This window comes from Nocardioides sp. InS609-2 (genome assembly GCF_023208195.1).
Lineage (GTDB): Bacteria > Actinomycetota > Actinomycetes > Propionibacteriales > Nocardioidaceae > Nocardioides.
Window position 1 is genome coordinate 2,709,975 of sequence record NZ_CP060034.1, and the last position, 13,743, is coordinate 2,723,717.

Sequence of the window (13,743 nt, forward strand, 5' to 3'; positions counted from 1 at the left end):
TCGCAAGCCAGGCCCTCCTAGACTGCGGCGCATGGCCGTCCCGACGACACGCATGCTGCTGCTCGGCGCGGTGTCGCTGTTCGAGCCGGTCAACGGATACCAGATCCGCCGCGAGCTGATCTCGTGGCGTGTGGACGAGTGGGCGCACGTCAACCCGGGCTCGATCTACGCCGGCCTCGCGACGTTGACCCGGCACGGGCTGCTGCAGCGCCACGACCTCGTCGACGGCCGCCGCGATGTCGCGGTCTACGAGCTCACCGACGACGGCCGGGCAGAGCTTGACCGGCTCCTGGTGCAGGCGCTCGAGGAGGTCGACCTGCACGACCGGGTGGGGTTCCAGGCGGCCTTCGGGATGGTGCCGCACCTGGACCGCAGCCGCGTGGTCGCGGCCCTCGAGCGGCGTCGTACGTCACTGGCGGAGCAGATCGGGCTGTTCGTGACGGGCAAGGACGACCCCGCCAACGGGCCGCCGCACGCCCGCCGCGGCTGGAGCCTCTGGCTCGACCTGGCCCGGGCCGAGAGTGTCTGGCTCGACGAGACGCTGCGCCAGATCACGTCGGGCGAGCTGAAGTTCACCGCCGACGAGGACTGGGACTGGGTGCCGCCCGACGACGATCCCGGCTGGCAGATGAACCTCGACCGGGAGAAGTACCGGACGATGCTCGGCCGCTGACGGCACTCCCCACCGTCAGGGTCGGGCCTCGAACACCAGGTTGAACGGTTTCTCGTCGAGCCTGCGCCTCGAGTGTCCCGCCCGCCTCTGATGGTCATCAGAGCGAAAATGCCGGGCAATGCCGGGCCGATCGCGGGACGCTGGGCGCATGGACATCGCCGAGCACCTCGAAGGACTGCGCACCGCCGCGATGGCCTTCGTCCGGTACGCCGACCGGGCCGGGCTCGACGCGCCGGTGCCGACCTGTCCCGGCTGGACGGTCCGCGACCTGGTCGCGCACCAGGGCAACGTGCACCGGTGGGCGGTCGCGAACCTGCGCGGCCACGAGAACGACCGCGACGTGGTCGAGCGCGAGGGCCGATCGTCGCCCGATCCGCTCCAGTGGCTGCGCGACGGCACCATCGAGTTCGCCCGGGCGGTGAGCGAGGAGACGGCGCCGGGCGTGCGTCCGGTGGTCTTCCTTGTCGACGCCGACCCGGGCACGCCGCGTGAGTTCTGGGCGCGGCGGCAGTGCCACGAGACGACGATCCATGCGGTCGACGCGCTGTCGGCGGCGCTGGGCCGCTACCCGACGGCGGCCGAGACGTGGATCGACCCGGCGGTCGCACGAGACGGCATCGACGAGCTGCTGACGGGCTTCGTGCCTCGGCCCAGGTCGCGATTGCGTTCCGAGGAGGCGGTGCGGCTCGTCGTACGGACAGAGGGTGAGGGTGGTGCCTGGCTCGTCGAGGTCTCGGACGAGCTGCCCGTGACCACCCGGCTGGACCCGGCGGCCGAGCTGCCGGCGTACGACGTGCTGCTGGCCGGGGAGAGCGTGGCGCTGTACCTGCAGGTGTGGAACCGCGGTGACCCGAGCGGGAGTGTCGGTGGCGGGTGGGACGCTTGGCGGGTCGGGATGAAGGTGTGAGCAGAGCGACTTGACAAGGCAAGTGTTCAATGTTGAACATATGGGTCCGGGCTGACGGCACGGGACCAGACGAGGGAGACGCGAATGATCACCGCACGGGGACTCGTGCAGACGTTCCACACAGGGCAGGGCAAGAAGAAGAAGGAGGTCCACGCCGTCGACGGCGTCGACCTCGATGTCGCCGAGGGCGAGGTGGTCGGGTTCCTCGGCCCCAACGGCGCCGGCAAGACCACGACACTGCGCATGCTCACCACGCTGCTCCGGCCGACGGCGGGCTCCGCCACGGTCGCCGGCTACGACGTGGTGACGCAGAGCAAGCAGGTCCGCAACAGCATCGGCTACGTCTCGCAGGCGGGCGGGGTGTTCTCCAGCGCCCGGGCCGGCGAGGAGGTCATGGACCACGGCATGCTCTACGGCCTCTCCCAGAAGGAGGTCGAGAAGACCGGGCGCGAGCTCTTCGCGCAGCTCCAGCTCGAAGGGCTGTGGGAGCGGATGCCCAAGAACATGTCGGGTGGCCAGAAGCGCCGCCTCGACATCGTGATGGGCCTGATCCACAACCCGACGCTGGTGTTCCTCGACGAGCCGACCACGGGTCTCGACCCGCAGGCGCGGGCCAACCTCTGGGAGCACATCGCCCGGCTGCGCACCGAGCGCGGCGCGACCGTGTTCCTGACGACCCACTACCTCGACGAGGCCGACGCGCTCTCCGACCGGATCGTGATCATCGACCAGGGGCGCATCGTCGCCTCCGACACCAGCGACAACCTCAAGTCGCAGGTCTCCGGTGACCTGGTGATCTTGGAGGTGCCGACGGCGCAGGTGACGATGGCCGCCGAGAAGCTCGGCTCGATCAGCGACTCGGTGTCCGTCGACGGCCTGCACGTCCGCGGCCGAGTGGCCCGGGCCGGGCGAGCCGTGCCCGGCCTGCTGCGCGACCTCGAGTCAGGCGGCGTCCAGCTCGAGTCGATCGAGATCCACCGGCCGACGCTCGACGACGTGTTCCTCACCCTCACCGGCCGCTCGCTGCGAGACGCCGAGTCCGAGGCAGACGCGGAGTCCGCCACCGAGTCCGCCACCGAGTCCGGCGAGCCCGTCGGCGACCAGGCCGAAGTCCCCACTCTCGAGGGAGCCGACCGATGACCACGTTCATGCGCGAATGCTTCATCGTCTTCCGGCGCCAGATCCGGATGAACCTGCGCAACCCCGCCTGGGTCGTCATCGGCGCCCTGCAGCCGGTGCTCTACCTGCTGCTCTTCGGCCCGTTGCTCAAGCCGATCGTCTCGTCGTTCCCGGGTGCGGCCGACAACGAGTTCACGTTCCTGGTGCCCGGCCTGCTCGTGCAGCTGGGCATGTTCGGGGCGTTCTTCGCCGGCTTCGGGCTGATCGCCGAGTGGCGCGAGGGTGTGGTGGAGGCCGAGCGGGTGACCCCGGCCTCGCGCACCGCGCTGCTCGTCGGCCGGCTGATGCGCGACCTGCTGCAGCTGTTCGCGCAGGCGCTGATCCTGGTCGGCCTCGGTCTGGCGATGGGCATGCGTGGCGGAGCGGGCGGCATCGTGTTCGGCGTGGTGCTCACGCTGCTCGTCGGTGGTGCTTGCGCCGCGGCGTCCAACGCCCTGGCGCTGACCACCAAGTCCGAGGACGTGATGGCCCCGGTCATCAACATGGTGATGATGCCGGTGCTGCTGCTGAGCGGCATCCTGCTGCCGATGAACCTGGGCCCGACGTGGCTTCTGCGCATCAGCGACTTCATGCCGTTCCGCTGGATCGTCGACGGCGTGCGCGACTCGTTCGCAGGCGATGTGGCGAGCTCGGGTGTCATGTGGGGCACCGCCTGGGCGCTGGCCCTGTTCGCGCTCGCGGTCTGGTGGGGCACCTCGACATTCCGCAAGGAGAACGCCTAGCTCGTTTGCTCAGCTCAGGGCCTTTCGACGCCGGCGGGCGGCCATCCTGGCCAGCCCGTCGGCGTCGAGGCGCGCCGCGTCCTCGAGGCGGGGCGCCGACCCGCCCCATCGAGCGGGCAGCCACCAGGCACCGTCGTGGCCGGTGCGCGGGTACTCCTCGATGGTCTCCTCGACCAGCTCGTCGAGCCGGTCGTGCAGGCGCAGGGTCAGGGCGTGCGCGTCCTCGCCGGGCGCGGGATGCAGGGGGGCGCCGACCCGGATGCTGACCGGCGTACGTCGTCGCAGGTCGCCCATCCGGTCGACGGTGAGCAACCGGTGGCCGCCGAAGGTCACCATCGGGACGAGGGGCACTCCGGCCGCGATAGCCATCGCGGCGACCCCGGGGGCGAGCGGCTTGACCAGCCACGAGCGCGAGATGGTGCCCTCGGAGAAGACGCCGACGACCTCGCCGGCCGCGGCCAGCCGGGTCGCCTGACGCAACGCGCCGGCACCCTGCACGCGGTCGACCGGGACGTGGCCCATCGCCCGCATCGCCCACCCGGAGATGCGGTTCTCGAAGATGCCCGACTTGGCCAGGAAGCGGACGTGCCGGCCGCGCTCCGCACCGACGTACCCGACGAGTGCGAAGTCGAGATAGCCCGTGTGGTTGGCCGCGACCACCGCACCGCCCTGCGTCGGCAGGTGCTCGGCGCCGCGCAGGTCGATGCGTAGTCCGAGGGCCGCGAAGACGACCCGGAGACCGCGGATCACGGCGCGGTAGGTGCGGTCGCGGGACACGCCAGCACCCTAGACGGCGACAACATCACAATGTCGACCAACCTTGTGGTGTCCGTCTCCTACGCCCAAGGGCTGCGACCACTGGATGCCATCGGCCCATTATACAAAATGGTGACCCTTGTCAAGTCGCTTTACAAATCGTATGGTCCTGTCAACTCAGCAGTCTCGGACGACAGGAGCAGACGATGTCCACGATCGCCAACAGCACCGTGCCCGCCGGGTCGACCCGGGCCTGGCGTGACCACAAGCGCTACCTGTGGCTGATCGGCCTCGTCGTACCGTCGCTGGCTTTCATCGGCTACGGCCTGCACGAGCTGACCGGCTGGGGAGTGTGGTTCTGGCTGGGGCCGATCGTGATCCTCGGCGTCGTACCCTCGATCGACCTGGTCGCCGGCCTCGACCGCTCCAACCCGCCCGACGACGTGATCGAGGCGCTCGAGAACGACCGCTACTACCGGTGGATCACCTACCTCTTCCTGCCCATCCAGTACGTCGGGTTCGTCGGCGCCATGTGGCTGCTCGCGCACGGCGACCTGAGCGTGGTCGACAAGATCGGCCTGGCGATCTCGATCGGCTGCATCGGCGGCATCGGCATCAACACCGCTCACGAACTGGGCCACAAGCGCGAGGCGAACGAGCGCTGGCTCTCGAAGATCGCGCTCGCCCAGGTCGCCTACGGCCACTTCTACATCGAGCACAACCGCGGCCACCACGTGCGCGTCGCGACACCCGAGGACCCCGCGAGCAGCCGGCTGGGCGAGAGCTTCTACCGGTTCTGGCCGCGCACGGTCCTCGGCTCCCTCGCGTCGGCCTGGCGGATCGAGAAGCGTCGCTACGCGCGCAGGAAGCAGCACCCGTTCCGGATCGGCAACGACGTGCTCAACGCCTGGCTGATGACCGCCGTCCTCTGGGGCGCCCTGGTCGCCTGGCTCGGTGTCGGGCTTCTGCCGTTCCTGGTGCTGCAGGCCGTCATCGGCTTCTCGCTGCTCGAGGTCGTCAACTACATGGAGCACTACGGCATGCTGCGCCAAAAGGTCGGCGTCGGCGAGCGGGAGCGCTACGAGCGCGTGGACCCCAGTCACAGCTGGAACTCCAACAACATCGCCACCAACGTGCTGCTCTACCACCTGCAGCGCCACAGCGACCACCACGCCAACCCGACCAGGCGCTACCAGGCGCTGCGTGACTTCGAGGAGTCGCCGGTGCTGCCCACGGGGTACGCCGGCATGATCGTGCTCGCGCTGCTGCCGCCGGTGTGGCGCCGGGTGATGGACCGGCGGGTGCTCGGCCACTTCAAGGGCGACGTGACCTTGGCCAACATCAGCCCTCGGAAGCGCGAGAAGATCCTCAAGGCGTACGGCGCCGGCTCGACCCCCGCGGAACGTGCCCGGCTCCTGGCCGAGGACGCGACTCCAGGCCTGGTTGACGAGGTGCTCGCGGCACGCTGCCCTGGGTGCGGCTACACCTACGAGGTCGAGGCCGGCGACGAGCACGAGGGCTTCGCGGCGGGCACGGCGTGGGCCGATGTGCCGGCCGACTGGTGCTGCCCCGACTGCGGGGTGCGCGACAAGGCCGACTTCGTGCCGGTCGCTCGCGCCGATGCGGCGTGATGGTGGCGGCGGGCCTCCTTCCTAGACTGCTTGGCATGAGTGGCGCAGCACAGCCAGTCTCGATGCAGGCGCGCATCGTGTCGGCTGCGAGCGCGCTCACGGCGGAGGCCGGCTGGTCGGCGATCACGATGGCCAAGCTGGCCGACCGCGTCGGGGTAAGCCGGCAGACCGTCTACAACGAGATCGGCACCAAGAACGCGCTGGCCGAGGCGATGATCCTCGCCGAGCTCGAGCGCTTCCTCACGGTCGTGAACACCGCCTTCGACGCGCATCCGGGCGACCTCGCCGTGGCGATCGAAGCGGCCGCGCTCGCCGTACTCGAGATGGCAGAGGACAACCAGCTCCTGCACGCGGTCGTGTCCGCGACCCACGGTGCCGACACCGAGCTGCTGCCGCTGTTGACCACCCATTCCGCTGTGCTCCTCGGGGCGGCGAAGGTTGTGGTGCGCGAGCGGGTCGGCGCCTACGACGTGGATCTCGACGAGCGGCACCTCGACGCCGCCATCGACATGGTCGTGCGCGTCGTGCTCAGCCACGTCATGCAGCCGTCCAGCGCGGCCGCGGACACGGCCGCCGACATCGCCTGGATCGCCCGGCGAGTGCTCGCCTGACGATCAGGCGACGTACTCGGCCAGGAGCTTTCGTGCCCGTGCGCCCGTTGGCGGTCAACCGGGCGCGGACTCTAGGATCCGCGGACCAGCCCAGGCGTGACGCCGACCTCGACGATCCGGTCCATCAGGTCGAGGCCGGCGTCGGTGTGCGAGATCCACACGAGCGACCGGCCCTGCGTCGCGGCGGCCACGTCGTGCGCTACTCGCTGTGCTGTCTCGAGGTCGAGGTGCGCTGTCGGTTCGTCGAGTACGACGACGGGCTGGTCGGCGAGCAGTGCGCGGGCGATGCCGATGCGGGCACGTTCACCACCGGACACGGCCGCGTGGCCCTCGCCGATCCGGGTGTCCAGCCCGTCGGGCAGGCCGGCCACCCAGCTGCCGAGGCGGGCCTGCTCGAGGGCACGCCGTACGTCGTCGTCGGAAGCGCCGGGCCGAGCCAGCCTGACGTTCTCGGCCAGCGTCGTCGCGAACAGGTACGGGTCGTCGTCGACCAGGCCCACCCGCGACCGGACGTCGTCGAGCCGCACATCGCGGGCGTCGCGGCCGTCGAGGTCGATGCGTCCCGGGACGGGGTCGCGGAAGCGCACCAGCTGCGCGGCCAGGGTCGACTTGCCGCTGCCCGAAGGGCCCACGATGCCGACCCGGTCGCCGGGGGCGAGCTCGAAGCTGACGGGGAAGCGGTCGATCCCGCCGTCGAGCACGTCGACCCGGGTGCGGCCACCGATCAACCGGAGAGGGGTGGCCACCTCGACCACGGCCGGGGCGAGGGCGTCGAGCGCGGCCAGCCGGGCCCGGGCGCCCCGACAGCGTCCGGCGAGCGCTCCCGCGTCGACGAGCGGCACCAGCACGTCGGCCAGAGCGAGCGGCAGCAGCACCAGCAGGGCGGCGGTGGCGGGCGCGACCGAGTCTTCTGCGAGCAAGGCGATGGCGGGTACGGCGGCTCCGAAGGCCACCACGAGCAGGGCACGTGCCCCGGCTCGCACCCGTGCGGATCGGCCGGCAGCCACGCCGAGCCGTCGGCTGGCCCGTTCGATGCCGGCGACCGCCTCGTCGTCGCGCTGCCAGAGCACGAGGTTGCGGCCGGCCGCCAGGGCCTCTTCGACCCCGGTGCCGAGAGCACCGCGGGCGGCGACCTGCGCACGCTCGGCGGCACCGGCCAGCCGGGACACCAGGGTGACGACGAGGGCGGTGAGCACCACGACCGCCGCGATGACCAGTCCGGCGACGGGCAGCAGCCAGGTCGCCACCCCCACGACGGCCAGGGCCACGAGCGCTCCGGCGACCAGCGGGTCACGCACCCGCAGCCGCTCGTCGACCACCACGTCGACGTCGTCGACGACGGTGGCCAGCAGGTCACCGCGCCGCAGGTCCAGGCGCCCGGGCACGAGCGGCACCAGCGCGTCGTACACCTCCGCGCGACGCCGGGCCAGCAGTCGCAGGGCGAGGTCGTGCGACGCCAGCCGCTCGACGTACGCGAGCACGGGCCGGGCGATGCCGAACGTGCGCACGGCCACGATCGCGACCATCAGGTGCAGCACCGGCGGGTGGGCCGCGGCGCGGGTGATGAGCCACCCGGCGGTGGCGGTCAGCGCCACGCCCGAGATGGCGGAGAGCGCACCGAGTACGACGCCCGCCCAGGGCCGCGAGGGTCGGCTGTCGTCGGGGGCCGGCGCCGCCACCGGCGCCGCGGTGCGCTGCGGATGCGCGGTGACGACGGCTGTCGTCGGTGCCAGCGCCACCACGTGGTCGGCAGCAGCCGCGACGGCCTCGCGGTGCGCGACCACCACGACGATGCGGTCGCGGGCGAGCAGTCGCACGGCTTCCAGCAGGACCTGCTCGGTCTCGGCGTCGAGGTGGGCGGTCGGCTCGTCGAGCACCACGACCGGTCGGTCGGCCAGCAGCACCCGCGCCAGCACGAGCCTCGCCCGTTCGCCGGCCGAGAGCCCGGCGCCGTCCTCGCCGAGGGGGCTGTCGATGCCGTCGGCGAGGGTGAGTACGACGTGCGCCAGGCCGGCCGTCTCCAGCGCGCTCCAGACCTCGGCGTCGGTGGCCTCGGGCCGGCCGATGCGCACGTTGTCGGCCACGGTGCCCGCGAAGAGCCAGGGCCGCTGCGGCGCCCATGCGACCTGACGCCGCCAGTCGTCGGGGTCGACGTCGGTCAGGTCGTCGGCACCCACCGCGATCCGACCAGACATCGGCCGCAGCTCGCCCACCAGGGCGGCCAGCAGGGTCGACTTGCCACAGCCCGAGGGCCCGGTGACAGCGGTGAGGCCGATGCCGAAGTCGACATTCAGGCCCTCGACCACGGGCCGGCCGTCGTACCCGAGGGAGACGTCTCTGAGCGCGATGCAGTCCGGTCGGGCAGCCAGGCCACCCCTGGCGACCGGGTCGGCGAGCACGCGCTGGGCGTCGTCGAGGGCGGCGCCACCCTCGGCGGCGGCGTGGAACTCAGCACCCACCCGGCGCAGCGGCCAGTAGGCCTCGGGCGCCAGCAGCAGCACGATGAGCGCGGTGCGGAAGTCGAGGGTGTCGGCCGCGAGTCGCAGGCCGACGCACACCGCGACCACGGCCACCGACAGCGTCGCCACCAGCTCCAGCACCACCGACGACGCGAACGCCAGCCGCAGCGTGTCCGCGCTGGCCCGGCGGTAGCGGTCGGTCACGGCCCGGATGGTGGTGCCCTGGGCCAGCGCCCGACGGTAGGCGACCAGGGTGGGCAGACCGCGGAGCACGTCGACGAAGTGACCCGACAGTGAGCCCATCAGCCGCCACTGGGCACGGGCCTTGTCGCGGGTGGCGATGCCGACCAGCGCGGCGAAGAGCGGGACGAGCGGGAGGGTGAGGAGCACGATCAGCCCGCTCCACGGGTCGAGCCAGGTGATCGTCGCGAGAGTGGCCACCGGCAGCACGCCGGCAAGCAGCATGGCCGGCAGATAGCGGGTGAACCACGGTCCGGTCGCCTCGACGCCGCGGGTGAGGAGCACCGCCAGCTCGCCGGTACGACGCCGCGTGCCCGTCGCCGTGAGGGCAGCCGACAGCAGCCGGCCGCGCAGGTGGCTGCCGACCCGGGTGGCCGAGGCAGCCGTGGCGAGCTCGACCACGGCGCCGCACCCGGCGCGGACGACGAGCAGCGCCACGAGCCACACAGCGGGCGTGACGAGTGAGCCGCCGGTTGCCACCGCGACGACCAACTCACCGACGGCGAAGGCCTGGCCGATCACGGCCAGCCCGCCCACGATCGACGCCGCGACGGCGAGCGCCAGGAGCCCGCGCGCGGGCCGCAGGTGGGGGGCGAGCTCGCGGACGTTCATCGGGCTTCGGCCAGCTCGGCCTCGGGGATGTGGTGCACCGAGATCCGCTTGCGGAACACCCAGTAGGACCACGCCTGGTAGCCGACCACCAGCGGCGTGAAGATCGCCGCGACCCACGTCATCAACCTCAACGTGTACGCCGTCGCGGCCGCGCTCGTCGTCGTGAGCGAGAAGGCGGGGTCGGTCGAGGAGGGCATCACGTCGGGGAACAGCGCCACGAAGAGACCGCCGACCGCCAGCGCGATCGTGACGAACGTGCCGAGGAAGGCCCAGCCCTCGAGGCCGGCGTACGCAGCGACGAGGCCGGCGACCAGCGCGAGCGCCGCGACCGTGAAGAGCACGAGCGAGCCGCTGTTGCCGGTCTCGACCTGGGTCAGAGCCAGGAAGACGACCGCGAGCACTGCGGCGACGATGCCGACCTTCCAGGCGAGTGCCCGGGCGCGGTGCCGGATCTCGCCGTCGGTCTTGAGCGCGACGAACATCGCGCCGTGGGTGAGGAAGAGGCTGGCGGTGACGAGGCCACCCAGCAGGCCGACCGGGTTGAGCAGGGTGAGCAGGCCGCCGGTGTACTCCTTGGCTGCGTCGATGGGCACGCCGTTCACGATGTTGGCGAAGGCGACACCCCACAAGATCGCGGGCACCAGCGAGCCGACGAAGATGGCGCGGTCCCAGCCGGCCTGCCACGAGGCCTCGGGGCGCTGGTGGCGGTACTCGAACGCGACTCCGCGCACGATCAGCGCGGCCAGAATCGCCAGTAGCGGCAGGTAGAACCCGCTGAACAGGGTCGCGTACCACTCCGGGAAGGCAGCGAACGTCGCCCCGCCCGCGACCAGCAGCCACACCTCGTTGCCGTCCCAGACCGGGCCGATCGTGTTGATCAGCACCCGGCGCTCGCGGTCGTTGCGGGCCAGCACCGGCAGCAGCATGCCGACCCCGAAGTCGAAGCCCTCGAGGGCGAAGTAGCCGATCCAGAGGACGGCGATCAGGCAGAACCAGACGGTGGTGAGCTCCATGGGATGTCCCGTCTCAGTAGGCGAAGGTGAGGGGCTGGTCGTCGTCGGCGGGCGTGCTGCCCGGCTCCGGCGGTGGGACGTACTCGGCGACGCCCCTGTGCACGGTGCGGGCGATCAGTCGCACCTCGATGACGCCGAGGACGACGTACACGAGAGTGAGTACGGCGAGCGAGACGCCGGCTTCGATCGCACTCACGCTCGGCGAGATGCCCTGCTGGGTCGTCATCAGTCCGAAGACCACCCACGGCTGGCGGCCCATCTCGGTGAAGATCCAGCCGAACGAGTTGGCGCCGAGCAGCAGCAGGGGCAGCGAGAGCGCCATCGGTGCGAGCCACCTGGCTCCGGGCACGCGGCCCTTGCGGGTCAGCCACAGCAGCAGCGCGGCGCCGAACGCGCCGGCCATGCCGAGCCCGATCATGAAGCGGAAGCTCCAGTAGGTGACCGGGATGTACGGCGTGTAGTCGCCGGGGCTGTAGTACGTCGCGCCCGGGTCGGTGCCGTACTCCGCGACGTACTCCGCGCGCAGGTCGTCGATGCCCTCGACCTTGCCGTCGAACGAGCCGGTGCCGAGGAAGGACAGCAGGCACGGCACGGTGACCGCGAACTTCTCGTGCTTCCCGTCGGGCGTGCCGACGGTGAGGATCGAGAACGGGGCGCAGCTGTCGGAGGTCTCGTAGAGGCCCTCGGCCGCGGCCATCTTCATCGGCTGCACCTGCGTCATCACCTTGCCCTGCATGTCTCCGCTGACGGCCATGCCGATGCCCGCGACCAGCGTGACGATCGCGCCGATGCGCAGCCCGAGGCGGTGCAGGTCGCGGTCGCCCGGGCGGCGCAGGTAGAGCCAGCCGCAGATGCCGACGACGAAGGCACCCGCCGTCATGTACGCCGAAGCGATGACGTGCGGAAAGGCGACCAGCTGCACCTCGTTGAACATCACGGCGGCGAAGTCGGTCAGCTCGGCCCGGCCGGTGGCGGGGTTGTAGGTGTGGCCGACCGGGTTCTGCATCCAGGAGTTGGCGGCCAGGATGAACCACGACGACGCGAGCGTGCCGAGGTGCACGACCCACATGCAGCCGGCATGCACGCCGCGCGGCAGCTTGTCCCAGCCGAAGATCCAGAGCCCGAGGAACGTCGACTCGAGGAAGAACGCCAGCAGGCCCTCGATCGCGAGCGGGGCGCCGAAGACGTCACCGACGAAGCGGGAGTAGTCGGACCAGTTCATGCCGAACTGGAACTCCTGCACGATGCCGGTCACCACGCCGATGGCGAAGTTGATCAGCATCAGGGTCCCGAAGAACTTCGTGAGACGCAGCAGGTCGGGGCGCCGGGTGCGCACCCACGCGGTTTCGAGCCCGGCGACGATGGCCGTCAGCCCGATGGTGAGCGGGACGAACAGGAAGTGGAACACGGTCACGGCCCCGAACTGGAGCCTGGCGATGTCGACGACGTCCATGGTGTCCTCCTGCGACCCTACGACGTTGTGTAGTACGTACTACTGACTGTAGTACTACCGGGCGCGTAGGTACACTTTCCGCATGCCCAACTCCTTCGGCGGCCTCGAGCGCGCCGTGCTCGACGTCCTCTGGGCAGCCGCGTCCGAGGACAGCTGGCTGACCGTGCGAGAGGTGCACCGAGCCCTTGTCGGGCGCGAGGTCGCCTACACAACCGTGATGACGGTGCTCGACCGGCTGGCGCGCAAGGAGCAGATCCTGCAGCAGCGGGCCGGTCGCGCCTACACCTACCGCGCCCGGGCGAGCCGCAGCGAGATGATCGCCGACCTGCTGCACGGCACCCTCGACGAGTTCGGCACCCACGACCGGCAGTCGGCGCTGGTGGCCTTCGTCGAGGACGCCTCGGCCGACGACGTCGAGGCGCTGCGGGAGGCGCTGGCCCGCCTCGAACGGCCGTGACCCCGGCACTCCTCGCCGCGCTGGGCGTCCTGCTCGCCGGCCCGGTGCCGGCGCTGCTCGCCCGGTGGCGCGGACTGCGTCGTACGCCGCGTGCCGCGATGCTGCTGTGGCAGGGCGTCGCCCTGGCAGCGGTGCTCTCCGCACTCGGCGCCGGGCTCTCGCTGGCCACCGACCACGGCGCTGGACTGGTCGGCGGGCTGGCGCTCGGTGTCACGGCGGTCGTGGCGGTCCGGCTGCTGGTGAGCGGGCACCGGGTCGGCACCTCTCTCCGCGCCGTACGACGGCACCACCGCGAGCAGCTCGACCTGCTCGCCACGCCGCCGGGAGCCGACCGGCCGGGCATCTCGGTGCTGGAGACCGAGCGGCCGCTGGCCTACTGCGTGCCCGGCGTGCAGGCGTCGCGAGTGGTCGTGTCCAGCGGCACGCTGGCGCGGCTGGCGCCCGACGAGCTCGACGCCGTGCTCGCCCACGAACGCGCACACCTGCGGGCCCGGCACGACCTGGTGCTCGAGGCCTTCAGCGTGCTGCACCGGGCGTTCCCGCGCTGGGTCTCCAGCGCGGCCGCGCTGCGCGAGGTGCGCACCCTCGTGGAGGTGCTCGCCGACCGGGCCGCAAGCCGGCAGTACGGCGCCCGGCCGGTGGCCCGCGCGCTCGTCACCCTCGCCGGTGCCCCGGCTCCCGATGCCGCCCTCGGCGCCGCCGGCGGGGCCCTGGTCGAGCGGATCGAGCTGCTCGACGTACGACGCCACCCGGTGCAGGCCATGGTGGTGTGCCTGGGCGCCGTGGCGGTGGTCGTCGTACCGACCGCGTTCGTGGCGGTGCCATGGTTGCGTGGACTCGGCTGAGCATGTCGGCGGCGCGGCCTACGGTGAGCGGGTGAGCGACCCGTGCACCACCCGGCAGCCGGAGCTAATCGTCACTAGCAGCGTCAACGGCCATGGCTGTCTGTCGAGGAGTCGAGGGAGATCAGCTCCAAACCGGCCCGGCCGCTGAATGGTCCGGGCCAGGGGAATGCCTGGAGCACGGCCCT

12 protein-coding genes are annotated in these 13,743 nt (G+C 71.5%); 8 read left to right on the plus strand and 4 right to left on the minus strand.

The window, feature by feature from the left end; translation table 11 throughout:
- Window positions 1-31: 31 nt before the first annotated feature.
- From H4Q84_RS14040 to H4Q84_RS14055, 4 genes are all read left to right on the plus strand, one after another.
- Window positions 32-673, plus strand: coding sequence for a PadR family transcriptional regulator (locus tag H4Q84_RS14040; protein WP_248579715.1), 642 nt, complete (start codon window positions 32-34; stop codon window positions 671-673).
- Window positions 674-821: 148 nt separating this feature from the next.
- Window positions 822-1,580, plus strand: a complete 759-nt coding sequence (locus tag H4Q84_RS14045; RefSeq protein WP_248579716.1) for a maleylpyruvate isomerase family mycothiol-dependent enzyme — start codon at window positions 822-824, stop codon at window positions 1,578-1,580.
- Window positions 1,581-1,664: 84 nt separating this feature from the next.
- The gene (locus H4Q84_RS14050; protein WP_248579717.1) at window positions 1,665-2,720 is read left to right on the plus strand and encodes an ATP-binding cassette domain-containing protein; all 1,056 of its coding nucleotides are present in this window, start codon (window positions 1,665-1,667) and stop codon (window positions 2,718-2,720) included.
- Window positions 2,717-3,481 carry an ABC transporter permease gene (locus H4Q84_RS14055; RefSeq protein WP_248579718.1) on the plus strand — a complete coding sequence of 255 codons (765 nt, stop codon included), beginning with the start codon at window positions 2,717-2,719 and terminating at the stop codon, window positions 3,479-3,481. Before H4Q84_RS14050 ends, H4Q84_RS14055 begins: the two co-directional genes overlap by 4 nt.
- Window positions 3,482-3,490: 9 nt before the next feature.
- Here H4Q84_RS14055 and H4Q84_RS14060 read toward each other — a convergent pair whose 3' ends face one another.
- Window positions 3,491-4,258, minus strand: a complete 768-nt coding sequence (locus tag H4Q84_RS14060; protein WP_248579719.1) for a lysophospholipid acyltransferase family protein — start codon at window positions 4,256-4,258, stop codon at window positions 3,491-3,493.
- Window positions 4,259-4,443: 185 nt separating this feature from the next.
- Between H4Q84_RS14060 and H4Q84_RS23200 the strand changes: the two genes are divergently transcribed.
- Both H4Q84_RS23200 and H4Q84_RS14075 read left to right on the plus strand, forming a co-directional pair.
- A complete protein-coding gene (locus H4Q84_RS23200; protein ID WP_282580242.1) occupies window positions 4,444-5,868 on the plus strand; it encodes a fatty acid desaturase in 1,425 nt (474 codons plus the stop codon).
- Window positions 5,869-5,903: 35 nt separating this feature from the next.
- Entirely contained in the window at window positions 5,904-6,479 is a 576-nt protein-coding gene (locus H4Q84_RS14075) for a TetR/AcrR family transcriptional regulator (RefSeq protein ID WP_248579720.1), read from the plus strand.
- A gap of 71 nt (window positions 6,480-6,550) precedes the next feature.
- Here H4Q84_RS14075 and cydD read toward each other — a convergent pair whose 3' ends face one another.
- From cydD to H4Q84_RS14090, 3 genes are read right to left on the minus strand one after another with little or no spacing between them, the layout of a single operon-like run.
- Window positions 6,551-9,790 carry a thiol reductant ABC exporter subunit CydD gene (gene cydD, locus H4Q84_RS14080; protein ID WP_248579721.1) on the minus strand — a complete coding sequence of 1,080 codons (3,240 nt, stop codon included), beginning with the start codon at window positions 9,788-9,790 and terminating at the stop codon, window positions 6,551-6,553.
- On the minus strand, window positions 9,787-10,803 hold the full coding sequence (cydB, locus tag H4Q84_RS14085; protein WP_248579722.1) for a cytochrome d ubiquinol oxidase subunit II: 1,017 nt from the start codon (window positions 10,801-10,803) through the stop codon (window positions 9,787-9,789). Before cydB ends, cydD begins: the two co-directional genes overlap by 4 nt.
- Before the next feature lie 13 nt (window positions 10,804-10,816).
- Window positions 10,817-12,256: a cytochrome ubiquinol oxidase subunit I gene (locus tag H4Q84_RS14090; RefSeq protein WP_248579723.1), complete on the minus strand. Its 1,440-nt coding sequence runs from the start codon at window positions 12,254-12,256 to the stop codon at window positions 10,817-10,819.
- Window positions 12,257-12,338: 82 nt separating this feature from the next.
- On the opposite strand from H4Q84_RS14090, the gene H4Q84_RS14095 reads away from it, so the two are divergent.
- Together H4Q84_RS14095 and H4Q84_RS14100 are read left to right on the plus strand one after the other, a co-directional pair.
- On the plus strand, window positions 12,339-12,713 hold the full coding sequence (locus H4Q84_RS14095) for a BlaI/MecI/CopY family transcriptional regulator (RefSeq protein ID WP_248579724.1): 375 nt from the start codon (window positions 12,339-12,341) through the stop codon (window positions 12,711-12,713).
- Complete coding sequence (locus H4Q84_RS14100) at window positions 12,710-13,558, plus strand: M56 family metallopeptidase (RefSeq protein WP_248579725.1); 849 nt, start codon at window positions 12,710-12,712, stop codon at window positions 13,556-13,558. Before H4Q84_RS14095 ends, H4Q84_RS14100 begins: the two co-directional genes overlap by 4 nt.
- Window positions 13,559-13,743: the final 185 nt, after the last annotated feature.

Coding starts and splice junctions, on each gene's coding strand:
- H4Q84_RS14040 (WP_248579715.1), top strand. CDS start 32: ATGGCCGTCCCGACGACACGCATGCTGCTGCTCGGCGCGGTGTCGCTG.
- H4Q84_RS14045 (WP_248579716.1), top strand. CDS start 822: ATGGACATCGCCGAGCACCTCGAAGGACTGCGCACCGCCGCGATGGCC.
- H4Q84_RS14050 (WP_248579717.1), top strand. CDS start 1,665: ATGATCACCGCACGGGGACTCGTGCAGACGTTCCACACAGGGCAGGGC.
- H4Q84_RS14055 (WP_248579718.1), top strand. CDS start 2,717: ATGACCACGTTCATGCGCGAATGCTTCATCGTCTTCCGGCGCCAGATC.
- H4Q84_RS23200 (WP_282580242.1), top strand. CDS start 4,444: ATGTCCACGATCGCCAACAGCACCGTGCCCGCCGGGTCGACCCGGGCC.
- H4Q84_RS14075 (WP_248579720.1), top strand. CDS start 5,904: ATGAGTGGCGCAGCACAGCCAGTCTCGATGCAGGCGCGCATCGTGTCG.
- cydD (WP_248579721.1), bottom strand. CDS start 9,790: ATGAACGTCCGCGAGCTCGCCCCCCACCTGCGGCCCGCGCGCGGGCTC.
- cydB (WP_248579722.1), bottom strand. CDS start 10,803: ATGGAGCTCACCACCGTCTGGTTCTGCCTGATCGCCGTCCTCTGGATC.
- H4Q84_RS14090 (WP_248579723.1), bottom strand. CDS start 12,256: ATGGACGTCGTCGACATCGCCAGGCTCCAGTTCGGGGCCGTGACCGTG.
- H4Q84_RS14095 (WP_248579724.1), top strand. CDS start 12,339: ATGCCCAACTCCTTCGGCGGCCTCGAGCGCGCCGTGCTCGACGTCCTC.